This is a genomic window from Marinobacter sp. DUT-1, from assembly GCF_050379415.1.
Classification (GTDB): Bacteria; Pseudomonadota; Gammaproteobacteria; order Pseudomonadales; family Oleiphilaceae; genus Marinobacter.
In genome coordinates this window covers 129,380-151,797 of sequence record NZ_JBNRLS010000005.1, presented here as the reverse complement: position 1 = coordinate 151,797, position 22,418 = coordinate 129,380, and the positions used below count along the sequence as shown (strand labels likewise).

20 protein-coding genes are annotated in these 22,418 nt (G+C 59.3%); 16 read left to right on the top strand and 4 right to left on the bottom strand.

The genetic code is table 11. The features are described from left to right. Nucleotide 1 precedes the first annotated feature (1 nt). The 14 genes from ACQUTG_RS16590 to ACQUTG_RS16525 all read left to right on the top strand — a co-directional run bounded on the left by ACQUTG_RS16590 (nt 2) and on the right by ACQUTG_RS16525 (nt 13,969). Nucleotides 2–325 (top strand): hypothetical protein, encoded by a 324-nt coding sequence (locus tag ACQUTG_RS16590; protein ID WP_428920472.1) that lies wholly within the window; start codon nt 2–4, stop codon nt 323–325. Continuing rightward, complete coding sequence (mshL, locus tag ACQUTG_RS16585; protein ID WP_428920471.1) at nt 322–2,043, top strand: pilus (MSHA type) biogenesis protein MshL; 1,722 nt, start codon at nt 322–324, stop codon at nt 2,041–2,043. Before ACQUTG_RS16590 ends, mshL begins: the two co-directional genes overlap by 4 nt. 1 nt (nt 2,044) lies before the next feature. Further along, entirely contained in the window at nt 2,045–2,884 is an 840-nt protein-coding gene (locus tag ACQUTG_RS16580; protein ID WP_428920470.1) for an ExeA family protein, read from the top strand. Further along, nucleotides 2,881–4,035 carry a tetratricopeptide repeat protein gene (locus ACQUTG_RS16575; protein WP_428920469.1) on the top strand — a complete coding sequence of 385 codons (1,155 nt, stop codon included), beginning with the start codon at nt 2,881–2,883 and terminating at the stop codon, nt 4,033–4,035. The genes ACQUTG_RS16580 and ACQUTG_RS16575 overlap by 4 nt, the downstream gene beginning before the upstream one ends. Then, nucleotides 4,036–5,805 carry a GspE/PulE family protein gene (locus ACQUTG_RS16570; protein WP_428920468.1) on the top strand — a complete coding sequence of 590 codons (1,770 nt, stop codon included), beginning with the start codon at nt 4,036–4,038 and terminating at the stop codon, nt 5,803–5,805. It abuts the gene before it with no gap. Further along, a complete protein-coding gene (locus ACQUTG_RS16565) occupies nt 5,805–7,034 on the top strand; it encodes a type II secretion system F family protein (RefSeq protein WP_428920467.1) in 1,230 nt (409 codons plus the stop codon). The genes ACQUTG_RS16570 and ACQUTG_RS16565 overlap by 1 nt, the downstream gene beginning before the upstream one ends. Before the next feature lies 1 nt (nt 7,035). Further along, nucleotides 7,036–7,560, top strand: a complete 525-nt coding sequence (locus ACQUTG_RS16560) for a hypothetical protein (RefSeq protein ID WP_428920466.1) — start codon at nt 7,036–7,038, stop codon at nt 7,558–7,560. A gap of 59 nt (nt 7,561–7,619) precedes the next feature. Continuing rightward, nucleotides 7,620–8,165: a prepilin-type N-terminal cleavage/methylation domain-containing protein gene (locus ACQUTG_RS16555; protein ID WP_428920465.1), complete on the top strand. Its 546-nt coding sequence runs from the start codon at nt 7,620–7,622 to the stop codon at nt 8,163–8,165. Nucleotides 8,166–8,210: 45 nt separating this feature from the next. After that, on the top strand, nt 8,211–8,678 hold the full coding sequence (locus ACQUTG_RS16550; RefSeq protein WP_428920464.1) for a type II secretion system protein: 468 nt from the start codon (nt 8,211–8,213) through the stop codon (nt 8,676–8,678). A gap of 91 nt (nt 8,679–8,769) precedes the next feature. Beyond that, entirely contained in the window at nt 8,770–9,297 is a 528-nt protein-coding gene (locus tag ACQUTG_RS16545) for a pilus assembly FimT family protein (protein WP_428920463.1), read from the top strand. Continuing rightward, a complete protein-coding gene (locus ACQUTG_RS16540) occupies nt 9,294–9,791 on the top strand; it encodes a type IV pilus modification PilV family protein (protein ID WP_428920462.1) in 498 nt (165 codons plus the stop codon). The genes ACQUTG_RS16545 and ACQUTG_RS16540 overlap by 4 nt, the downstream gene beginning before the upstream one ends. Next, complete coding sequence (locus ACQUTG_RS16535) at nt 9,791–10,573, top strand: PulJ/GspJ family protein (RefSeq protein ID WP_428920461.1); 783 nt, start codon at nt 9,791–9,793, stop codon at nt 10,571–10,573. Before ACQUTG_RS16540 ends, ACQUTG_RS16535 begins: the two co-directional genes overlap by 1 nt. Next, the gene (locus ACQUTG_RS16530; protein ID WP_428920460.1) at nt 10,563–10,994 is read left to right on the top strand and encodes a hypothetical protein; all 432 of its coding nucleotides are present in this window, start codon (nt 10,563–10,565) and stop codon (nt 10,992–10,994) included. Before ACQUTG_RS16535 ends, ACQUTG_RS16530 begins: the two co-directional genes overlap by 11 nt. A 65-nt stretch (nt 10,995–11,059) precedes the next feature. Further along, nucleotides 11,060–13,969: a DUF6701 domain-containing protein gene (locus tag ACQUTG_RS16525; protein ID WP_428920459.1), complete on the top strand. Its 2,910-nt coding sequence runs from the start codon at nt 11,060–11,062 to the stop codon at nt 13,967–13,969. 167 nt (nt 13,970–14,136) lie between these two features. Here ACQUTG_RS16525 and glnG read toward each other — a convergent pair whose 3' ends face one another. From glnG to glnA, 4 genes are all read right to left on the bottom strand, one after another. Then, nucleotides 14,137–15,570 (bottom strand): nitrogen regulation protein NR(I), encoded by a 1,434-nt coding sequence (gene glnG, locus ACQUTG_RS16520; protein ID WP_428920458.1) that lies wholly within the window; start codon nt 15,568–15,570, stop codon nt 14,137–14,139. Beyond that, nucleotides 15,567–16,661: a nitrogen regulation protein NR(II) gene (gene glnL / locus ACQUTG_RS16515; protein ID WP_428920457.1), complete on the bottom strand. Its 1,095-nt coding sequence runs from the start codon at nt 16,659–16,661 to the stop codon at nt 15,567–15,569. The genes glnG and glnL overlap by 4 nt, the downstream gene beginning before the upstream one ends. A gap of 252 nt (nt 16,662–16,913) precedes the next feature. Beyond that, nucleotides 16,914–17,438, bottom strand: coding sequence for a DUF4124 domain-containing protein (locus ACQUTG_RS16510; protein WP_428920456.1), 525 nt, complete (start codon nt 17,436–17,438; stop codon nt 16,914–16,916). 172 nt (nt 17,439–17,610) lie between these two features. After that, the gene (gene glnA, locus ACQUTG_RS16505; protein WP_428920455.1) at nt 17,611–19,014 is read right to left on the bottom strand and encodes a glutamate--ammonia ligase; all 1,404 of its coding nucleotides are present in this window, start codon (nt 19,012–19,014) and stop codon (nt 17,611–17,613) included. A gap of 416 nt (nt 19,015–19,430) precedes the next feature. On the opposite strand from glnA, the gene typA reads away from it, so the two are divergent. Both typA and pip read left to right on the top strand, forming a co-directional pair. Next, the gene (typA, locus tag ACQUTG_RS16500) at nt 19,431–21,242 is read left to right on the top strand and encodes a translational GTPase TypA (protein WP_428920454.1); all 1,812 of its coding nucleotides are present in this window, start codon (nt 19,431–19,433) and stop codon (nt 21,240–21,242) included. A 211-nt stretch (nt 21,243–21,453) separates the two neighbouring features. After that, nucleotides 21,454–22,416 carry a prolyl aminopeptidase gene (gene pip, locus ACQUTG_RS16495; protein WP_428920453.1) on the top strand — a complete coding sequence of 321 codons (963 nt, stop codon included), beginning with the start codon at nt 21,454–21,456 and terminating at the stop codon, nt 22,414–22,416. The last annotated feature ends 2 nt before the right edge of the window (nt 22,417–22,418 follow it).

Here is a 22,418-nt window from a genome sequence, read left to right as displayed (position 1 = left end):
CATGAGACTGGCCGGATCATTGATCGCTATTATCGTTTTGTTCGCCAGCATGCCGGTCGCCGCCTTGCAGGATCCTACCAGGCCGCCCGGTACCGAAGCTCCGGTGATCCGGAGCCAGCCCGTGAGGCCCCTGTCCCTGGACTCCATCGTCTATGGTCAGGATCGCAAGGTCGCGGTTATTGAAGGCGAAGCGCTTCGGGAAGGCCAGGGTGCCAACGGTATTCGCGTCAGAAAAATTCATCAGGACCGGGTCGAGGTTCTGGACCGGGGGAGTCCCCGGATTCTATACCTGGACAAGCTTCCGCAAGTGCGGGGAACCCAATGACAGACATGCAGGCAACCATGAAATCCTTCAAAAAGCTGGCGTTGATTGTTGCTGCCGGAATGGTGCTGACCGCCTGCAGCAACAACCCGCTGATGCGCACGGGGGCAGCAACCTCCACGGACGCGGCGGACGATATCGTACGCACACTCGAACAGGCCGAAGCCGAACAACAGGGAGCGAGTTACTCCCGTGAGCCCGCCACCTCGGCCATGCCCGCCGATATCAGCGCCCAGCTGTTGCCGCCCCTTTCCGCGGACAACGATCTGGAAGAGCGCTTCGACGTCAATGCCCGGGGAGTGGCGGCAAACAGCTTCTTCCAGTCCCTGGTGACCGGTACCCGCTTCAATGTGGTCGTGCATCCGGAAGTCACGACAGCGATTGACCTCCGCCTGCGGGATGTCACCGTTCCTGAGGTCATGGACATTGTTGCCGACCTGTATGGCCTGGATATCCAGCGCAAGGGCCGTTTGTACCAGGTCAACGCCGACCGCATCCAGACCCGGATCTTTCCCATCGACTACCTGCATTTCAAGCGCAAGGGTGGTTCCGAAACCCGGGTGAGCTCGGGCCAGGTGACCAGTTCCAGGAACAACGCAAGTAATGGCGATACCGGCAACGAGGAAACCCGGAGCCTGATCGGCACCGCCATCTCCACCGAGACCGAATCGGATTTCTGGCAGGATCTGCGCACTTCCGTGGAAATGATTGTCAGCACCGGCGAGGGTGGCCAGGTGATTGTGAACCCGGGCCCGGGCCTGATCATGGTGCGGGGTGGTTCCGAACAGCTGCGTCTGGTGGAGGATTACCTGCGTCGGACCGAGCTGATCATGCAGCGTCAGGTGGTACTGGAGGCCAAGATTCTGGAGGTGGCACTCAATGAGGGCTATCAGCAGGGCATCAACTGGTCCGATCTCCAGCGCGCCTCCTCGGTAACGGCAGCAGACGGGTTGCCAGCGGATTTCACCGCCCAGAGCCTGGCCGGGCAGGCCATTCAAACGTCCGATATCGGCGGCCTGTTTTCCGCCACATTCCGGGAAGGCAGTTTTACCGCGCTGATTGAACTGCTGGGTACCCAGGGTAACGTACAGATTCTCTCCAGCCCGCGGATTTCCACGGTGAACAACCAGAAGGCAGTGATAAAGGTAGGTACTGACGAGTTTTTCGTGACTGACATCGACTTCGATGATGAGAATTCCGCCGTCACCGGTTCGGATAGCACCTCCACCTCCGTGGAGCTGACGCCGTTCTTCTCCGGCATCTCCCTGGATGTAACGCCTCAGATCGGCGAAGACGGAAACATCACCTTGCACGTGCATCCGTCCGTGAGCGAGGTCAATGATCAGGAAAAAATAATTACTATCGGTGAGCGGGACGTGACCCTGCCCCTGGCAGCCAGCAAGGTAAGGGAGACTGACAGCGTGGTCCGCGCCGAAAGCGGCCAGATCGTGGTGATTGGTGGTCTGATCCAGAACACCAGCGAGGACACCAATTCCTCGGTACCTTTCTTCAGTGAAATTCCCCTGGTCGGTGAGCTGTTCAAGCAGCGCCGGTTCGAGTCCCGCAAGAGCGAGCTCGTGATTTTGCTGCGGCCGGTGGTTGCCCAGACGTCGACCATGAACGCGGATGTTTCCGCGAGCCGGGAACGTATGGAGGTGCTGCGGGAGTTGCTGCAGTCCTCGCGGTCAGTCACGCCGGAGCCGGAGAAAGCGCCACGCTGATATGTACGAAGCCCATTTCGGACTGCAGGAAGCACCGTTCGCATTGACGCCCAACACCCGCTATTTCCTGCGGGCGCCCAGCCATGCCGATGCGTTGGAACTGCTGCTCGTGGCACTGAAAGAACGGGAAGGGTTTATCAAGATTACCGGTGAAGTGGGTACCGGCAAGACCCTGCTGTGCCGGTTGCTGCTCAAGGATCTGCGGGACCGGGTCAGCACGGCTTATATCCCCAATCCTAATCTGCCTCCTGAAGCACTGTACGAAGCGGTGGCCGAAGAACTCGGCGTGGATGTCTCCAAATGTGCCAACACCCATCAGGTACTGAAAGCCCTGAATCGGCGCCTGATCAAGCTGGCCATGGAGCGGCGGTCTGTTGTTCTGGTGATCGATGAGGCCCAGGCCATGCCTGAGCCGACCATCGAGGCGCTCCGGTTACTCACCAACCTGGAAACGGAAAGCAGAAAACTTCTACAGGTGGTGCTGTTCGGCCAGCCCGAGCTGGATGTCATGTTGGGCAAGGAAAGTCTGCGGCAGTTGCGCCAGCGCATCACCTTCCAGTACAGGCTCAGTGCCCTCGATCGCCAGTCTGTTAGCCAGTATTTGCGTCACCGGCTGGCCCAGGCCGGCTATAACGGAGGAGAGCTCTTCGCCCCGGCAGCCCTGAAACTCATTACCCGTTCTTCCGGTGGTATACCCAGGCTGGTCAACGTGTTGGCCCACAAGGCCATGCTGGCGGCCTGGGGACAGGGCGCCCGACAGGTGAGCCGCGTACACGTTCTCAGTGCTATCCGGGATACCGAAAGCGCAAGGCGGCCAGGCCTGCTGGGGAGGTGGTTATGAGCCTGTTGAATGACGCACTCCGGGCCGCAGAGCAGCGCCAGCAGAAGCCGGAGGCGCCTGCTGCCTACACCGGCCAGAGGTACACAGTGCCGCCCAGAAAAAACCGGTTGGTGCTGGTGCTCAGTCTACTGGTGGTTGTGCTGGCGTCAGTGGCCGGTTACGCCCTGCTTGCCGGCAAGCAGGGCGTTCCGGAAACCGCACAGGCAGGGGCACAGGATTCACTGCCGCCGATTGCGGCGCAATCCGGGAACAACTCCACTGAGTCCGCTGTTAACGAGGTGCCAGAGGATCGGGGTGTGGAGATTGCAGCTGAAAAGCCAGTTACCGAACCGGTAAAGGTCGAAGCACCGCAGCCGGTCGCCGCGAAGGTGGCTGACGAGGCACCGGGAACCTCGCCCGGGATTGCGCTGGAGCCTGCTCCTGGGTCAAAGGCCGAGCCCGAGACCAAGACCGAGCCGGCGGCGGCCCCTGAAAAACAGGTTGCCCAAAACCCCCGGCCGGAACCGGCAAACGCACAGGTCGGCCAGTCGCAACCGGTTGAGCCCGAAACCGAACCGGCACAGGTCAAACAAGTGCGTGAGACCCCGGAGGGTATTGACCGTCGAGTGAGCCGCGAACTGACCTCTCTGCTCAGGCAAGGCCGTTTCCGGGAAGCCGGTGAAAGGTTGCGGGCACTGCTGGCGGAACAGCAGGCTCCCGTGAGCCGCGCGACCCTGGCAAGAGCTCTTCTGGTGGAAGGTCAGCCGGAAATTGCCCTGGCCTGGCTGCCTGCACCGGAGGTGATGGCTGTGCCCGAATTGCGCTTGCTCCGGGCCAGAGCCTTGCTGGCCACCGGTGAACTGGGCGGTGCGGTCGCGGTTCTGCGCAGCCAGGTACCGCCCCTGGAGGGGAATATTGAATACCGGGTAACCCTGGCAACCCTGCTGCAACAGGCCGGCGAGAGTGGTGAGGCGGCTGAACAATGGACCGCCCTGCTGACGACAGATGACAGCCGCGCCGCCTGGTGGGTGGGCCTTGGTGTAGCCCTGGAATCCCAGGGCAAAGCTGCCAGCGCCGAGCGGGCCTATACCCAGGCCGCAGCATTGCCGGGGCTGTCGCAGTCCCTGGCGGATTATGTGCGTGAACGTTTGAAGCAATTACAGGCAGGCTGAATGGCAACGGAACCGAAGAAAAAGCTCCGTCTTGGCGACCTGCTGGTGCAGAACGACGTCATTACCGAGGAGCAGCTCCAGACCGCATTGGGGGAGCAGAAAAACAGCGGCCGCAAGCTCGGCAAGACCCTGGTGGATCTCGGCTATGTGGATGAAGACACCATCCTTAATATGCTGTCACGCCAGCTAGACCTGCCGTTCGTGCAGCTGCGCCACTTCCGCTTCAATGAGCAACTGGTGCGTCGGCTCCCGGAAGCCATTGCCCGCCGTTTCCGGTCCCTGGTGCTGGACGAGCAGGGCGGCGAGCTGCTGGTAGGCATGGCGGATCCGCTGGATATTTTTGCCTACGACGAGCTGGTGCGGGTACTGAAACAGCCGATCCGCCAGGCCGTGGTGCGCGAGAGCGAACTGCTCTCTACCCTTGATCTCGTCTACCGCCGAACCGAAGAGATTGCCTCCCTCGCCGAAGAGCTGGAGGATGAGCTCTCCGATGACGCCTTTGACCTTGCCAGCATGTCGGAGGAGCCGGAAAGCGAAGACGCCCCGGTGGTCCGCCTGCTCAAGACTCTGTTCGAAGATGCTGTGCAGGCCCGCAGCTCCGATATCCACATCGAGCCAGACGAGACCGTGGTCCGGATCCGGCAGCGTGTGGACGGTGTGTTGCAAGAGCACGTGATGAAGGAAAAGCGGGTCAACGCCGCGCTGGTCCTGCGCCTGAAACTGATGGCGGGACTCAATATCTCCGAGAAGCGCCTGCCTCAAGACGGTCGCTTCAACGTGCGGGTCAAGGGCCGCAGCATCGACGTCCGGATTTCCACCATGCCGGTGCAGTACGGCGAATCCGTGGTCATGCGTCTGCTCGATCAGAGCCAGGGCCTGCTCGATCTCGACAGCATCGGTATGCCGGAGGAATTGCTGCAACGTTTCCGGCGAATGATCCGCAAGCCCCACGGCATGATCCTGGTGACCGGCCCCACCGGTAGCGGTAAGACCACCACACTGTACGGGGCACTGACCGAGCTCAACCGCCCGGAAGTGAAGATCATTACCGCCGAGGACCCGGTGGAATACCGGCTGCCTCGGATTACCCAGGTGCAGGTCCATCCCCGAATCGGCCTCGAGTTTGCCGATGTACTCCGGGCCGGTCTGCGCCAGGATCCGGACATCATGCTGGTAGGTGAGATGCGGGACCGGGAGACGGTGGAAATCGGCCTGCGCGCCGCCATGACCGGTCACCTGGTATTGTCCACGCTGCACACCAACGATTCCATCAGCAGCGCCATGCGCCTGATCGACATGGGCGCCGAGCCATTCCTGGTCTCCAGCTCCCTGCTCGGGGTGGTGGCTCAGCGCCTGGTGCGCCGGGTTTGCGAGAACTGTTCTGCGCCCTACGAGCCCACTGAGCAGGAGCGGGTCTGGCTGGAAACCTTCGACCTCGATCCCCTGGATCGTGAAGCCGGGTTTGTCCACGGTCGAGGTTGTTACCAGTGCAGTAACACCGGTTACAAGGGGCGTATCGGCGTCTACGAAATGCTTGAGATGAACGAGCCCATGCTGGACGCCTTGCGCCAGCAGGATGTCTCCGGCTTCAGCAAGGCCGCCCGGCTGAGTCATCTCTACCGTCCGCTAGGTCAGTGTGCCATGGACTATGCTTTGCGGGGTGTGACCACCCTGGAGGAAGTGGCCCGGGTGGCGGCTACCTCCGAAGGGGAGTTCTCGCCGGAAGACGAATTTCCGGGGCCGGATGAACCCCTCGGAGGCGGTGCCTGATGCAGTTCTCCTACCGGGGCAAGGATACCAATGGCAGCGTGAAGCAGGGCTCCCTGATTGCCGGCAATGCCGATGCGGCCGCTGCCGAGCTGATGCGCCGGGGCATCACGCCCCTGACCATCCGGGAACAGGCCGAGACCCGCTCGCTGTCTGACCGCGTCAACCGGATGGCGGTGTTCCGGGGCAGGGTAACCCTGGATGAGCTGATCGTGTTCTGCCGTCAGATGCATTCTCTGACCCGGGCCGGCATTCCCCTGATCCGGACCATGCGCGGGCTGGCCGAGACCTCCCGTTCACCGGTACTGGCGGAGGTGCTGGACGATGTAACGGCACGGCTTGAAGGCGGCACTGCGATGGCGGCTGCCATGCAGGCCCATCCGGATGTTTTCTCCGACATGTTCGTCGCCATGATCCACGTCGGTGAGAACACCGGCCGTCTGGACGACGCGTTCAAACGGCTTGCCGACATTCTGGAACTGGAGCGGGACACCAAGCGCCGGCTCAAACAGGCCATGCGCTACCCGACGTTTGTGGTGGTGGCGCTGCTGGCGGCGCTGATGGTGGTGAACTTCCTGGTAATTCCGAAGTTTGCCACAGTGTTCAACAAGCTGGGGGCGGATCTGCCGTTCCTGACCCAGGTTCTGGTCGGCACCTCGAACTTCCTGCTCGGGTATTGGTACGTGGTGCTGTTTGCGGTCGCAGCCAGCGGCCTGCTGTTGAGGCAATGGAAACAGACCGAGCAGGGCAGGCTGACCTGGGACCGATACAAGTTGAGGCTCCCGGTGATCGGCAATTTGCTGGAACTCATCACCCTGAGCCGGTTTGCCCGTAACTTCGCTTCCATGCTGGCAGCCGGCATGCCGGTCAATCACGCCTTGACGGTGGTGGCTGATGCCACGGACAACGCCTGGATCGCACTGCATATAAGGGACATGCGGGCGGGCGTCGAACGAGGCGAAAGCCTGCTCCGCACGGCACGGCAAAGCGATATGTTCACCCCCCTGATCCTGCAGATGATTGCGGTGGGGGAGGAAACCGGCGCGGTGGACGAAATGCTCACCAACGTGGCGGATTTCTACGACGAAGACATCGATTACGGCCTGAAGCGGCTGGCGGAATCCATTGAGCCGATCCTGATTGTGGCCATGGGCATCCTGGTCCTGATCCTGGCGCTGGGGGTATTTCTGCCCATCTGGGATCTTGGCTCGGCAGCCATGGGGCGGGGCTGAGTTGGCTGCGGTCAACGCCGTGGGCTATGTCGGGGCGGACAACCATCGCCGGTTTCAGTGGTTGGTGGCGTTCTGCCTGCTGGGTGTGGCGGTCAGTATATTGCTCGTGTCCCTTGAGCGCACTGCCGCCCAGGCGGAGCGACAAAGTGTGCAGCTGATGCTGAACCAGCTTCGTAGCGCACTGGTGGTAAAAGGCGCCGAGGTCATGTTGACCGGCGGAAGGTTGGAGGATTGGCAGGGCACCAATCCAGTGGACTTGCTGCAATCGGCCCCTATGAACTGGGGCGGTGATTGCAGCGGGGCGGAACACCAGAAAGGCAGCTGGTGTTTTATGCGGGACGAGCGGGTTTTGGCGTACCGGTCCCGGTGGGTGGAGTTTCCGGGATTGAATGGTGGCCCGGAACAGGCGGAGTGGCTTTTTTGGCGGGTGGAAACGGAATTTGCCCGGCTGGCAAAGGTTCCCGAACGCCGGGCGGTGGGGCTGGTGTTAAATCGTGTGAATTTTGGTCAGCAAAAGCCTTATTAACTTTGGGGTTAATAGCAGTTATGAGAAAATTGAGTGATAAATCAACTAAAGGAGCTTGTATGAGCGCTCAACAACGGAATCGGGGTTTTACCCTGATTGAGCTGGTGGTGGTGATTGCCATACTGGCGATTCTGGCGGCGTTTGCATTGCCGCGGTTTGCGCAGCTTTCTGAGGAGGCGCATCGCTCCAATGTGAAAGCAACTACCGGCGCCGTGGCTGCGGGTGTAGCGCTGGTAAAAGCCCAGAATGTCACCAATGGTTCGACTGGAGCCACAGTGGATGTCGATGGTTTTGGCAACGGTTTGGTAGATGTGGGCCCGAATGGCTGGCCGGTCTCAGTTGGCAGTGATAGTGCTAGCGCCACCATGGATGCCGCTCGTTGCATCGAGGTCTGGAATGGTGTGTTGCAGGCAAACGCGCCCAACGTTGCGACAGCCGCAGCGGATGGTGTGGATTATGTTGTGGCGGCGGTTGCGGACGGTGATGCCGGCGAGGGAGCTGACTGCGAGTTCACCTACCAGGTTGATGGTCTGGCAGGTACTGCTGATGAGAAACGGATTGTGTACGATGCCGATACTGGCGAAGTAACAACGAATGTAAACTGAGCTAATTGATAGCCATAAAAAACGACTTAAACGCGGAGTAGAGAAATGAAAGACATGATTCAAAGCAGGAAAGAGCAAGGCTTCACCCTTATCGAGCTGGTGATGGTCATTGTGATTCTGGGCATTCTGGCGGCGTTTGCTTTGCCGAGGTTTGCGGATCTTGGAGGAGATGCTGAAGAGGCCTCTATTCAGGGAGCGCGAGGGGCGGTCAAGTCCGCCTCAGGGATTGCCCACTCTGCATGGTTAGCGGATGGCAATTCTCCCGCAACCGTCACTCTTGAAGGTGAAGCAATTACCATGGTTAACGGTTACCCTACAGCGGATACAGAAGCCGATACGACGAATGGTACTTCAGGCACCCAAGGCATCGCCGAAGCAGCCCAGATTACGGATGACTTCACATTGACCTATGACGGCACAGATACGCTGACGGTGGCAAATGACGGTTGCTCGTTTACCTATCAGAATGACGGAACAAACCCACCGGTTGTAAGTGTCGTAAGCTGTCCCTGACGGATCTTTTACAAGCTTACGTTTCGGGTGGGAATTACTAGTCATCCGACGCTTGGCTGGTCAGCCCTTAATGCCGAGGCGCAGATTAATCATGCTTCGGCCAATGGCAGGAGAGCGGTCTGGAGGCCCTAATGGTAGCATGAGGAAGAATTTTGTATCATGTTCCAAAGGCTTCACCTTGGTAGAGCTGGTCTTGGTGATAATCTTGATAGGCGTGTTTTCCACTCTCGCAATCGGCCTGTTCACCAACCGCTCCGCATTCTCTCCCTTGCTGGTCACCCAGCAACTTGCCTCCGCAACGCTGCTTGCCCAGCAGGCAGCGTTGGCGGGGAATCCTTCCAATAGCGTTGTCATTCGACAGCTAGCTGATGTGCTCCAGTTCGAGGCTGCAGGCGAGAGTTTTACTCTGGAGCGTGAAGGTGCGTCACTGAGCTACCGTGCCAGTGGCGGCTCTTTCGCTCCGGTTCCGGCAACAGGACTAACTGTATCATTCGACGGATTCGGTCGGGTGGCTGCCCCGGTACCGCGCGAAAACATCGATTTCCGTATCACCGGAGCCAGCCAGTACGATCTGTGCCTGAGCTCGTTGGGTGCGGTCTATCAGGGAGCCTGCCAGTGAAACGGCAATCCGGCGTGACCCTGGTCGAGTTGGTTATTACCATCGTCGTGCTCGGCGTTGCCATCGCCGGTGTGGTCGGTGCTTTTGCGGTGATCAGTGGCCGGAGTGCAGACCCGCTGAACCAGACGCGCGCTATAACTCTTTCCCAGCTGTACATGGATGAGATCCTGACCCGCTACTATGACGAATCCACCCCGGTGGGTGGCGGCAAAGTGGCGTCGGGGGATGTGGATTGTGCGACCGCTGGTCCCGATGGCGAGACTCGACCCACCTTTGATGACGCCGACGACTACGATGGCCTGGCGGATTCCCCGCCTCAAGATGGCGAGGGGAGTGATCTCTCCGGCTATGGTGGCTTCTCGGTCAGCGTGGCCGTTGCCTGCGCGGGTTCCGAGGTCGGTGTCGCCAACGAAGATGCCAAACGTATCGATATCACCATCACCGATCCCTCCGGCCAGGACTGGCTGTTCACCGCCTATCGGGCCAATTTCTGATGCGACGGTCGGCCGGTTTTACCCTCGTTGAACTGGTAATGGTGATCGTGTTGCTGGCAATCATCGCCACGATATCGGTCCAGTTTGTCACTCTGTCGACTCAGGGTGCCCTGGATGTCGGCTCTCGGCAGCAGCGTGCTCTGCAGGGTGTGGTGGTCAGTGAACAGGTATCCCGGGAGCTGCGTCAGGCGTTTCCGATTTCAGTCCGCACCTCTGGATCTTGCATTGAGTGGCTGCCGGTCTTGTCCGCAACCACCTATATTCGGCTAACCCGTGGGCCCGGCTTCGATGAGATTGAGGTCGCGCCTTTCGCCAGTGCGCCGTCCCTGGGCGATGCCCGTGCGCTGATCTATGGTTATGGCTCGACCACCACCAGCGATCTTTACGACTCCAGCAATCCCGGACCGGTCAGTCCGCTGATCAGTAGTATCGACAACAGCGTTTCTCCAGCTTTGATTAATTTGTCCGCTGCCCATCGGTTCAGCCAGCGCTCTCCCGAGCGGCGGTTGTTCGTTGTGGGGGCACCGATCAGTTATTGTCAGAGCGGCCGTTTTCTCTACCGGTATAGTGATTATGGCGCGAGCCCCACGCAGGCGACACCTCCGACCTCCGGAACCCGTGAGGTGCTGGCCGCGAATATTACCGGAACAGTGGATTTTTCCTTCAATCCACCAACGCTCCAACGGGGGGCTCTGGTGAGTTTTTCTTTCGTTCTCGAGAATCCGGGTAGCGGAGAATCGACACCCGTGAGCCAGGAGGTACAGATTCGCAATGTACCCTGATCTCCGTTCACATGCACATCTGGCAATCCGCCGTCAGAAAGGTATTGGCCTGCCGATTGCCCTGTTTGTCATCACAGTGCTGGCGCTTCTGGTGGCTGGTATGGCCCAGCTTCAGCAGGCTACCGGTCAGTCCATCAGCCTGCAGATCCAGTCTCAGCGGGCCTTTCACGCCGCGGAAAGTGGTGCACAGCTGGCCGTGGCGGAAATGCTGGATGGTGGAGACTGTGCGACTGTTCCGGCATCGGTGGATTTCGCTGTTGGTGGGCTGAAGGAGTGTCGTGCGGATATTCAATGCAGTGTTACAGCCCCGCTTTCAATACCGGGAGGCGGGGGTAATCGTGTTTACACGCTCGTGAGTAGCGGAGAGTGCGGTAGTGGAGACGAGTTGGCCCGGCGGGCAGTGGAGGTACGGCTCAGGTGAGGTTTTCGCTAAGTTTGTTCAAGTGTCGTTGTGCGGCAGCCGGTGCGTTGACTCGCGGATTTCTGGTGTTCCTGTTCGGGCTGGTATTCAGCCATGGAGTGTGGGCAGCCTGTTCTCCACAATACAAAGGGCTAGCGACGATTAACGAGGTCCACCAGTTATCCCAGGGCAACAGCAATACCCGCCTGGTTGAAGTGAAAGTCCTGTCCTCGTTGATTACCTCTGATGACTACCACGACTGGACCCTCGAGATATGTAGCCCCACTGGAAACACCGCACTTTGCACGGGCGAACTTAGCCTGTCTGACTTCGATGACTCGACATACCCGTGGGTCGTTGCGGATACAGGTCTGATCCTCTCAGAGGAATATATTAATTTCGACGAGATGGACCTCATCCTCAAAGCGGGTAACGGCCAGACAATCGATTACCTTCAAGTGGGCGAATACGATTACCAGCAGGATGCCACGTGCACTCCAGCCTATGATTGGCAAGCCCCTGCCTCCAACACCAAAACCCTGGCCCGTACACCCGACGGTACTGGCGATTGGGGTTTCAGCTCTGGTAACTCGGGGGATATCACCGAAGGAACGACGAATGATGGTGGCGAAGACGGACCAGGAGTCAGCATTGATAACGTAACCGTGGCTCAGGGCCAGCCTGCCGTTTTTACTGTGTCGCTTGCGACGCCAGCAGTTACTGACTTGTTGGTGGACTTCGAAACACGAAGCGACACCGCGATAGCGGGCATTGATTTCACTGCGACCACTGGAACGCTGACGATTCCTGCAGGGGGTCTCAGCGGGACAGTCACTGTGCCCACGCTGTTCTCGGGGCAGACTGTGGAAACCCGCTTCAACCTCAACCTGAGCAATGCCAGGGATACGACAGGCTCGCCTTATGGTCAGATCTCGAGTCAGCTGGGGGTAGGGACAATACTGCCGGCTCCCCCATTGGGTGGTTTCGGGGTCGATGTGCCGGAGGTCGCAAGTGTCTGCGGCACTGCACTGGTAACCGTCAGAGTGTTTAATGGCCTTGGTAATATTCTGTCAGGCTATGATGGCACCATTTTTTTACAGACCAGCTCGGGAAGAGGCGACTGGCGCCTGGGATCCGGCTCTGGAATTCTGAGCCCCGATCCGGATACCGATAATGATGGTTTTGCCTCTTATCAGTTTGCGCCGGCGGATGATGGAGTGGTCCAGCTCAGGCTGGAGAATTCGAGCGCTGATGAGCTGACCGTCAATGTCAGGGATAGCTCTGGGAGTCCCTCCATTGTTTCTGCTCCGATCCAGTTTCTGGAAAACGCTCTCGTCATCGGCATCACTGATTCTGCTGGCGCCGATTTGGTTGCCCAACGTGACCATGAATTGCAGGTGCAAGCAGTGCGCCAGGATCCTGATGGCGACGAGTGTGGGGTGATCCCGGATTACAATGGGAACGTCGTACTCAAGGCATGGCTTTCACGGAGTGCTGATGATCCGGCCGGAGAGGCACCTTCTGCCTTGGGTGTTACCTCCCCAACGATCCCCGACGCCGAACCTGGCACCCCGAATCTGACACTGTCCTTTTCCAATGGCACGGCTCCCCTCAGCTGGCGCACGACGGATGTGGGGCAGTACCGTTTGAATCTGGTGGACGACAGCTCCGGATTTGTTGTTGACGTAAATGGCCAGCCGATTCCGGTTGTGGGTGTCAGCGATTTGTGGACGGTGAGACCCGATCGGTTTGACGTCGCGGTAGCCGGCAACCCCGCAGCTGCGGATGCTGACGGCGCTGTCTTTGAAACCAGTGGGGCACCGTTTGAGGTTACAGTTACTGCGCTGGGCGCTGCTGGTGCCCCCACTATCAGTTACGGACAGGAAGGGACTCCCCAGGGTGCTTTTATAACCCACACGCTGGAAGCTCCGTCGGGTGGAATCGACGGTGAACTTTCAGGCTCGCTGACTATTCCCGGGGCGAGCTTTGAGAACGGTGTGGCGAGAATGGCAGACCTGGCATGGAGCGAGGTTGGCATAATCAAGCTACAGGCTGAAAATCCGGGTTATCTGAGTGTTGCTCCGGTGGTCAATGGGGAATCGACGAGCGTCGGACGATTTATTCCCGCATATTTTGGGCTGGCGGTAGATACAGGCGAGCTGGAGCCGGCCTGCAGCTCGGGTGCATCTTACGCCTATACCGGCCAGTCATTGGGATGGTCCCTGATTCCCGAGTTGTTCATAACACCCTATAACTCGCAGGATATCGAGACGCGTAATTATACCCTTGGTGGGTTTCGAAAATTAGCCGCGCCTGATGTGGTTCGACAGGTACCGGTGTCTGACGAAAACGCCCTCACGATTTCGGGCGCTCCTTATCCTGTAACGCTATCCCTTCAGCCCGGGACGCTCGAGAACGCAGCCGCAGGTTCGGGCGAAATGATTTATCAGTTTTCGAGCGATGACCAGGTGACTTATTTAAAGAGCCTAGCTGCCCGGGTTGCGCCATTCGGACCGGACCTGCGAATTGGTCTCGATAGCGTTTCCGATAGCGACGGTGTTAACGCATCGACATTGCCCGACATCCAGCCAAGTGCCCCTTTCCAAATCCGCTACGGCCGCCTGCAAATGGAAAACGTCTACGGCCCCGAAACCGTGGACGAGTTGTTCATGCCATTTTCCGCCGAGTATTGGAATGGATCGGGCTTCGTGACGAATACCGATGATGGTTGTACGGCCTGGAACACAGCAGATATCACTGACCCCGAGGCCTACCATTCGCTAGTTGCGGACTCTTCGGTTCTGGCGGGCGGCGTCGGCGGGCCGCTGGTGTTGGAGCCCAATGGTGACCGTGGTACGGATACGCTCAGCTGGGACATGCCCACCTGGCTCGAAGGCGACTGGAATCAGGACGGTGCGCTGGAGGATCCCTCAGCGACGGCGACGTTTGGGGTGTTCCGGGGGAATGACCGGATTGTTTATTGGCGGGAGCGGTAAAAGTGGGGTCTGAAGAAAGCTTTCTTCTGACCCCGGGTTAGGTTGTTGGGCTTTGCTGCATAATCCCCAGGTGAAAATGGGGTCAGATGAAGGCTTTCATCTGACCCCGGAGTGCGCGTCTGACCTGGTAGCTTGGCGCCAGTTGCCGCCCCCGTGAGTCCTCTGGTTCAGTCTTCCTCGCCCTCCGGATGATCCAGCCCCAGCTCGTTGATCTTCCTCGTCAGCGTATTCCTTCCCCAGCCCAGCAAAATCGACGCGTCCCTGCGCCGGCCGCCAGTGTGTTTCAGGGCGGTTTCGATCATGATTTTTTCGAACTCGGGGATGGCGGTATCGAGGATGCCTTTTTTGCCGCGTTTGAGTTCCTGTTCGGCCCAGTTGCGTAGGCCTTCCTGCCAGGTCTGGCCGGTGGCGGTCGTTTCGGATTCGGCCTGGTGCAGCAGTTCCGGTGGCAGGTCGTCGATGTGGATTTCCCGGCCGCTGGCCATGACGGTCAGCCAGCGGCAGGTGTTTTCCAGCTGGCGGACGTTGCCGGGCCAGGGCAGGGTGGTGAGGTACTCCTCGGCGTCCGGGCGCAGGATCTTGGGCTCGACGGCCAGTTCCTTGGCGGCCCGCTTGAGAAAGTGTTGCATGAGCCGGGGGATGTCTTCCCGTCGCTCGGCCAGTTTGGGCAGGTGTACCCGGATCACGTTCAACCGGTGGAACAGGTCTTCCCGGAAACTGCCGGCCTGGACCAGTTTTTCCAGGTCCTGGTGGGTGGCGGCGATGATGCGTACGTCCACCTTGATCGGAGTGGTGCCGCCAACCCGGTAGAATTCACCGTCTGCCAGAACCCGCAGCAGTCGGGTCTGGGTGTCCGCCGGCATGTCTCCGATCTCGTCCAGGAACAGGGTGCCGCCATTGGCTTGCTCGAAGCGCCCCTGACGGGCCGCGCCCGCACCGGTAAAGGCGCCTTTCTCATGACCGAACAACTCGGATTCAATCAGATCCTTGGGGATCGCGGCCATGTTCAGGGCAATGAACGGGTGCTTGGCCCTGGGGCTGTGATTGTGCAGGGCCTGGGCGACCAACTCTTTGCCGGTACCGCTCTCGCCGTTGATCAGTACCGTAATGTTGGAATGGGAAAGCCGGCCAATGGCGCGGAATACCTCCTGCATGGCAGGGGCCTCGCCGATGATCTCGGTGTTGCGCTGGACGCTTTCGGTCTGCGGTTCGGACTTGGCCCGCTGTTCGTGGCTGTGGGCCACCGCACGCTTGACCAGGGCCACGGCATCGTCCACATCGAAGGGCTTGGGCAGGTATTCGAAAGCGCCGGTCTGGTAACTGGTGACCGCACTTTCGAGGTCCGAGTGCGCGGTCATGATGATCACCGGCACGTCCCGGTGCGCTTCCACGATCTGGGAGAGCAGGGTAATGCCGTCCACGCCCGGCATGCGGATGTCACTGATGATGGCATCGGGGTGTTCGTGCTCCAGGCGGGTCATGATGCTTTCGCCGCTGTCAAAGACCCGGGGGTGCATGCCGGCCTGGTTCAGGGCGCGTTCCAGCACCCAGCGAATACTGCGGTCGTCGTCTATGATCCAGACGTTCGCCGGTTGGCTCATGGGTTTTCCTCCAGGGGCAGGAAGATGATGAAGTCCGTTTTCCCGGGCTCGCTCTCACATTCCACGAGCCCGTGATGTTGTCCGATGATGCTCTGGGTAATCGACAGGCCCAGGCCGGTACCGCTGGCACGGCCACTTATCATCGGATAGAAAATGTTCTGCAACAGGTCCGGTGGGATTCCGGGGCCGTTGTCGATCACGTCCACACGGCAGGCCAGGCGATAGCGTTTATGGCCGATCGTGAACTGGCGCAGGGCGCGGGTCCGGAACATGATGGTGGGCGGTTCCTCATCGCTTGCCCCGGTCTGATTTTCAAAGGCAGCTTCCATGGCGTTGCGGGCAATGTTGAGGAAGGCCTGGATCAGTTGTTCCTTGTCGGCCCAGAGCTCCGGCAGGCTTGGGTCGTAATCGCGCAGGAAAGTTACCCGGCCTTTGCTCTCGGCCTCGAGTAACGTGCGCACCCGCTCCAGCACCTCATGGATGTTGGTGGGCGCGAATTTGAGTGCCTTGTTCGGGCCCAGCATGCGGTCCACGAGGCTGCGCAGACGGTCGGCCTCGTCGATGATCACCCGGGTGTACTCCCGCTGGTCTTCGTCGTTCAACTCGCGGTCCAGCAACTGCGCAGCGCCCCGAATGCCGCCTAGCGGGTTCTTGATCTCGTGGGCCATGCCGCGGACCAGAATGCGCGATGTTTCCTGCTGTGAGATCAGGTCCTCTTCCCGGCTGATGCGCAGTAGCCGATCTCGCGGCTGGATTTCGATGAGCAGTTCTGTCGGGTCCAGGGAAATGGGCGTGACCGAGTAGTCCACGGTCAGCCTCGCTCCGCTGGTGAGCACGAATTCCGCTTCCCGGCGGGTGTAGGATTGCCCGTTTTCCAGGGCGGCGTATAGGGTATTGAGCGCATCCTCGGACGCCGCGAGAATCTCGCTGAAGGGGTGGCCCTGGCTGCGGGTGAGGCTGGTCTCGAACAGGCTCTCGGCGGCTGGATTCAGGTAACGGATTTTCAGGCTGTCCTCAAGAACCAGAACCGCTGTGGTCAGGCTGTCGAGAATGCTCTTGTATCCGTCGTTTGTGGCCGGGGCGAACGCCATGGGCAATTCCTGTCGTGTCGTTTTGAAGATGACGGGGTAGGAATTGCAAAAACTGAACCACTTTGGCCGATTTGCCACAAAAGATGGGCAAAGGCGGGGCCTGTGCCCGCCACGGCACGGCCCGCGTGCCGTACACTGGTGCATGACTTCGGCCAGAGGGTGGTCAGCCGGGCAATTCCGCCCTGTTGCTGATCAGAGTATGGCCTTTATCTGGTGCGAGCGCACCAAACTGGTGCGAAAAAATTGCAAGGGTCAGTTTCTCACTGACGGACGATGGACGGTAAAGGTGATGGGGGAGCCGGTTTTCACCTGCACGCCGTTTTCGTCCACGATGTGAACCCGGGCCTCATGGGTACCCCGGAAAATGTTGTTCACTACCACTGAGCCCGAGCTGGTCTGGGCAACGGGCTGGCCGTCGAGCGTGACCTCGTACTTGTGACCGGCTTGCAGTCCCGGTGTGCTGGTGACTTCGAAGCGAACATTGCCGCTGCCGCTTTGGAAGGCCTGCTCATTCTGCGGCTGCACGAAGGAGACGCTCTCATAGACCGCGCCCTCGCGTTTCACTTCTTCCCGGAGCTTTTCGGTCTCGCGGACGGTCTGGGGTTTGGGTAGGGTGACGGTAGTGACCGGTTTTACATCAACCGTTTCTCCACCCTCAATCGGCTCGTCGGAGAAGGTGACATTGCCCTGGGCGTCCACGTGGCGGTACACCTCACCAAGGGCCGGTGCCGAGAGCAAAACAAGAAAACCTGCCACCAATCCGTACTTCGCGTGCATAACCGTAACCTGCAATGATGGTTTGGTTTGATTATCAACGGCCTGTCAGGCCATTTCAACGCTCTGGTCGATCCTTGTTGGTTACATATCGTTAAGGGCGCGAGAGTGTGCGGCCGCGCACAAAAAAGCCCCGCACGGGGCGGGGCCTTCCAGTAATCCGATGGGAGTCGGATCAGCAGGAGTAGTACAGGTCGAACTCAACCGGGTGAGTGGTCATGTTCAGACGCTCCACTTCGCCCTGCTTCAGGTCGATGTAACCGGCGATCATGTCTTCAGTGAAGACGCCGCCACGAGTCAGGAACTCGTGATCCTCTTCCAGGCACTTGAGTGCTTCCTGCAGGGTAGTGGCAACCTGAGGAATGTTCAGGGCCTCTTCCTTCGGCAGGTCGTACAGATCCTTGTCCATGGCATCGCCCGGGTGGATCTTGTTCTGGATGCCGTCCAGGCCAGCCATCATCAGGGCGGCGAAGGCCAGGTACGGGTTGGCCGCCGGATCCGGGAACCGCACTTCCACGCGGCGTGCCTTCGGGCTGTTTACATACGGGATACGGATGGAGGCGGAGCGGTTGCGGGCGGAGTAGGCCAGCATAACCGGCGCTTCAAAACCTGGAACCAGTCGCTTGTAGCTATTGGTGGCCGGGTTGGTGAAGGCGTTGATCGCCTTGGAGTGCTTGATGATGCCGCCGATGTAGTACAGCGCCATTTCGCTCAGGCCTGCGTAGCCGTCGCCGGCGAACAGGTTCTTGCCATCCTTGTTCAAGGACATGTGCACGTGCATGCCGGAGCCGTTATCGCCAACCACCGGCTTGGGCATGAAGGTGGCGGTCTTGCCGTAGGCGTGGGCCACATTGTGTACGCAGTACTTCAGGATCTGAACTTCGTCCGCCTTGCGGGTCAGAGTGTTGGCGCCAACACCGATTTCACACTGGCCGGCAGTGCCGACTTCGTGGTGGTGCACTTCGATTTCCAGACCCATGGACTCCATAGCGGCACACATGGCGCCACGCAGGTCGTGCAGGCTGTCTACCGGCGGAACCGGGAAGTAGCCGCCTTTCACGCCAGGACGGTGACCGATGTTGTTACGATCGAAGTCTTCGCCGGAGACCCAGGCAGCTTCTTCCGAGTGCAGGGAGTACATGGCGCCCTGCATGTCTACGTTCCATTTTACCGAGTCAAATACGAAGAACTCTGGCTCCGGGCCGAACAGTGCGCCGTCGGCAATGCCGCTGGACTTCAGGTATTCCTCTGCACGACGGGCCACGGAGCGCGGATCACGCTCATAACCCTGCATGGTGGTCGGCTCCACGATGTTGCAGGTGATGTTGATGGTGGTTTCTTCGGTGAACGGGTCCAGGACGGAAGTCTCGTCGTCCGGCATCAGGATCATGTCGGATTCGTTGATGCCCTTCCAGCCTGCGATGGAGGAACCGTCGAACATCTTGCCGTCAGCGAAGAAATCCTCGTCGACCTCGGTGGCCGGCAGAGTCACGTGCTGCTCTTTACCGCGGCTGTCGGTGAAGCGCAGGTCTACCCATTTGACTTCGTGCTCTTTAATCAAATCAATCGTCTTGGACATTGTGCATGCTCCGTAAGTTATCCCGCGGTGCGGGCGCATTTCATGTTCGTGGTGCCGGATCGTTCAGTGAGACTGAGGTCCGATCTGTTTTTCGGGTTCGGGCAGCTTACCAAAAGCGTGCATCCCTTACCTGATAATTTTCGGCTGACTAAGCATAAGCAAGGGGCTTGCCAGTTTTTCACTTTTGCGCCAGAACGGCGCAGCCACAGGGCTTTCGGCCCGTTATGGCGCGTAGCCCGGATGGGTAATCCGCCGTTTTGCACCAAAGGAGTGCACCAAAAGAGTGCGATCACGCAGTAGATGCGTCATATCAGTGCGCAAGCGGTTGGTTAAAGAATAGGCACTAATCTTCATATTAACGACATCGACTTTTCGATATACTGCGCGCCGCTCATTTTTTCCTCAGGAAACCCGTTGTGATTGATAAGCTCAGAAATGTCGCCATTATTGCCCACGTAGACCACGGTAAGACCACCCTGGTTGACCAGTTGCTGCGCCAGTCCGGCACGTTGGACCGTAAGGAGCTCGAAAGCGAGCGCGTTATGGATTCCAACGACCAGGAAAAAGAGCGTGGCATCACCATTCTGGCCAAGAATACCGCGCTGAAATGGAAGGACTACGATATCAACATCGTGGACACTCCGGGGCACGCTGACTTCGGCGGCGAAGTTGAGCGGGTCATGAGCATGGTGGACAGTGTGCTGCTGGTGGTGGATTCCATCGACGGCCCCATGCCGCAAACCCGTTTTGTTACCCAGAAAGCGTTCGCCGCGGGCCTGCGCCCGATTGTGGTGGTGAACAAGATTGACCGGCCCGGCGCACGGCCCGACTGGGTTGTGGACCAGGTGTTTGACCTGTTCGATAATCTGGGTGCCACCGACGAGCAGTTGGACTTCCCGATTGTTTACGCCAGTGCCCTGAACGGTATTGCCGGCATGGAGCACGAAAACCTGGACGACAACATGGACGCCGTGTTCCAGGCGATTGTCGACCACGTGCCCGCGCCTGCCGTCGATCGGGACGGCCCGTTCCAGATGCAGATCTCCCAGCTCGACTACAACAGCTTCCTGGGCGTCATCGGCATCGGCCGCATCATGCGCGGCTCCGTCAAGACCAATACCCCGGTCGTAGCTCTTGGTACTGACGGCAAGAAGCGTAACGGTCGTATTCTCAAGATCATGGGCCACTCCGGCCTGCAGCGGGTGGAAGTTGACGAGGCCCAGGCTGGCGACATTGTGTGCGTCAGTGGTCTGGACCCGCTGTATATATCCGATACGCTGTGCGATCCGAACAATGTGGAGGCTCTGCCGGCATTGACCGTGGACGAGCCCACCGTGTCCATGACCTTCCAGGTGAACGATTCCCCGTTCGCCGGTAAGGAAGGCAAGTACGTCACCAGCCGCAACATCAAGGAGCGTCTGGAAAAAGAGCTGCTACACAACGTGGCTCTGCGCGTGGAAGAGGGCGACTCAGCGGACAAGTTCAAAGTGTCTGGCCGCGGTGAGCTGCACCTGTCGGTTCTCATCGAGAACATGCGCCGGGAGAACTTCGAGCTGGCCGTGGGTCGGCCGGAAGTGGTGATCCGCGAGATCGACGGCGTGAAGCAGGAGCCGTACGAGAACGTGATCGTGGATATCGAGGAGCAGCATCAGGGCGCCGTAATGGAACAGCTCGGCCTGCGCAAGGGCGAGATGACCAACATGATCCCGGATGGCAAAGGCCGCATGCGTGTGGAATACATCATCCCGGCCCGTGGTCTGATCGGCTTCCGTAACGCCTTCCTGACCATGACCTCCGGTACCGGTATCCTGACCTCCACCTTCAGCCACTACGGCCCGATCAAGGAAGGTGCCATGGGTGGCCGCCAGAACGGAGTGCTGATCTCCATGGCCAAAGGCACGGCGATGACCTACTCCCTGGAAACCCTGCAAAGTCGTGGCAAGCTGTTCCTGGCGCCGGGTGACGAGATCTACGAGGGTCAGCTGTGTGGTATTCACAGCCGTGATAACGACATCGTGATCAACCCCACCAAGGCCAAGAAGCTCGATAACATGCGCGCTTCCGGCAAGGACGAAGTGATCGGCCTGGTGCCGCCCATCAAGCACACCCTGGAGCAGGCGCTCGAGTTCATCGACGACGACGAGCTCGTGGAAGTAACACCCAAGTCCATCCGTCTGCGCAAGAAATTGCTCACCGAAAATGAGCGCAAGCGCGCCGGCAAGAAGTAAATTGCCGCCGGAATGAAATCGGGGCCAGATGAAAGCCTTCATCTGGCCCCTTTTTTATACCCCCCAGGGGTCTGAAGAACCCGTTCTTCTGACCCCATCTTCAGCCAAACTCCAGTAAAACGCTCTTCACCCCAGAGGCGTGAAGAGCGCTTTCTTCTGCTCCCATCTTCAGCCAAACTCCCATAAAAGCCTTCACGCCGGAGTTTTGCCCATGCTCACGCTCTACCCCGAAATTCAGCCCAACGCCCAACACCGCCTCGCGGTTGATCCTCCCCACGAGCTTTATATAGAGGAAAGCGGTAACCCCGACGGCATTCCCGTTCTGGTGGTGCATGGCGGCCCGGGCGGTGGCTGTGAGGATTACCACCGGCGCTTTTTCGATGCCGAGCGTTTCCGGATCATCCTCATGGACCAGCGTGGTGCGGGCCGGTCTACGCCGTTGGCGGAGCTGGAAGGCAACAGCACTGACAAGCTCGTCGAGGATATGGAAACCGTTCGCCAGTTTCTGGGCATTGATCGATGGCTTCTGTTCGGTGGCAGCTGGGGCTCAACCTTGAGCCTGGTATACGCGCAGACCTACCCGGAACGCGTCTCGGGCCTCGTCCTGCGGGGCATCTTTCTATGCCGGCCACGAGATATTCACTGGTTCTATCAGGAGGGCGCCAGCCGGGTATTCCCGGATTACTGGGAGGACTTCGAAGCGCAGATTCCCGAGGCTGAGCGTGGCGACATGGTTCCGGCCTACTACCGACGCCTGATCAGCGCCAACGAGCTGGAACAGATCCAGGCTGCCAAGGCCTGGTCGATTTGGGAGGGGCGATGCGCCACCCTGAATCCCAATCCCCGGGTAGTCGAGCATTTCGCCCATCCCCACGTGGCCATTGCACTGGCGCGAATCGAGTGTCATTACTTCATGAACAACGCCTTCCTCGAGCCTGATCAGATCGTCAGGGACGCCTACAGGCTGGCCGACATACCGGGGATTATTGTTCACGGTCGTTATGACATGGTCTGTCCACTGGACAACGCTTTGGCGTTAAGCAATGCCTGGCCGGAAGCCGACCTCAGGATCATCCGGGATGCCGGCCATTCTGCGTCTGAACCGGCCATTGTCGATGCCCTGATAAGGGGCGTTGAGGAAGTGGTCGCCAAAACCGGGAAACCGGTCGGATAAAA

Excerpts from the sequence above, each read along its gene's own strand:
- ACQUTG_RS16590 (WP_428920472.1), top strand. The coding sequence starts at position 2 with ATGAGACTGGCCGGATCATTGATCGCTATTATCGTTTTGTTCGCCAGC.
- mshL (WP_428920471.1), top strand. The coding sequence starts at position 322 with ATGACAGACATGCAGGCAACCATGAAATCCTTCAAAAAGCTGGCGTTG.
- ACQUTG_RS16580 (WP_428920470.1), top strand. The coding sequence starts at position 2,045 with ATGTACGAAGCCCATTTCGGACTGCAGGAAGCACCGTTCGCATTGACG.
- ACQUTG_RS16575 (WP_428920469.1), top strand. The coding sequence starts at position 2,881 with ATGAGCCTGTTGAATGACGCACTCCGGGCCGCAGAGCAGCGCCAGCAG.
- ACQUTG_RS16570 (WP_428920468.1), top strand. The coding sequence starts at position 4,036 with ATGGCAACGGAACCGAAGAAAAAGCTCCGTCTTGGCGACCTGCTGGTG.
- ACQUTG_RS16565 (WP_428920467.1), top strand. The coding sequence starts at position 5,805 with ATGCAGTTCTCCTACCGGGGCAAGGATACCAATGGCAGCGTGAAGCAG.
- ACQUTG_RS16555 (WP_428920465.1), top strand. The coding sequence starts at position 7,620 with ATGAGCGCTCAACAACGGAATCGGGGTTTTACCCTGATTGAGCTGGTG.
- ACQUTG_RS16550 (WP_428920464.1), top strand. The coding sequence starts at position 8,211 with ATGAAAGACATGATTCAAAGCAGGAAAGAGCAAGGCTTCACCCTTATC.
- ACQUTG_RS16545 (WP_428920463.1), top strand. The coding sequence starts at position 8,770 with ATGCTTCGGCCAATGGCAGGAGAGCGGTCTGGAGGCCCTAATGGTAGC.
- ACQUTG_RS16535 (WP_428920461.1), top strand. The coding sequence starts at position 9,791 with ATGCGACGGTCGGCCGGTTTTACCCTCGTTGAACTGGTAATGGTGATC.
- ACQUTG_RS16530 (WP_428920460.1), top strand. The coding sequence starts at position 10,563 with ATGTACCCTGATCTCCGTTCACATGCACATCTGGCAATCCGCCGTCAG.
- glnG (WP_428920458.1), bottom strand. The coding sequence starts at position 15,570 with ATGAGCCAACCGGCGAACGTCTGGATCATAGACGACGACCGCAGTATT.
- glnL (WP_428920457.1), bottom strand. The coding sequence starts at position 16,661 with ATGGCGTTCGCCCCGGCCACAAACGACGGATACAAGAGCATTCTCGAC.
- ACQUTG_RS16510 (WP_428920456.1), bottom strand. The coding sequence starts at position 17,438 with ATGCACGCGAAGTACGGATTGGTGGCAGGTTTTCTTGTTTTGCTCTCG.
- glnA (WP_428920455.1), bottom strand. The coding sequence starts at position 19,014 with ATGTCCAAGACGATTGATTTGATTAAAGAGCACGAAGTCAAATGGGTA.
- pip (WP_428920453.1), top strand. The coding sequence starts at position 21,454 with ATGCTCACGCTCTACCCCGAAATTCAGCCCAACGCCCAACACCGCCTC.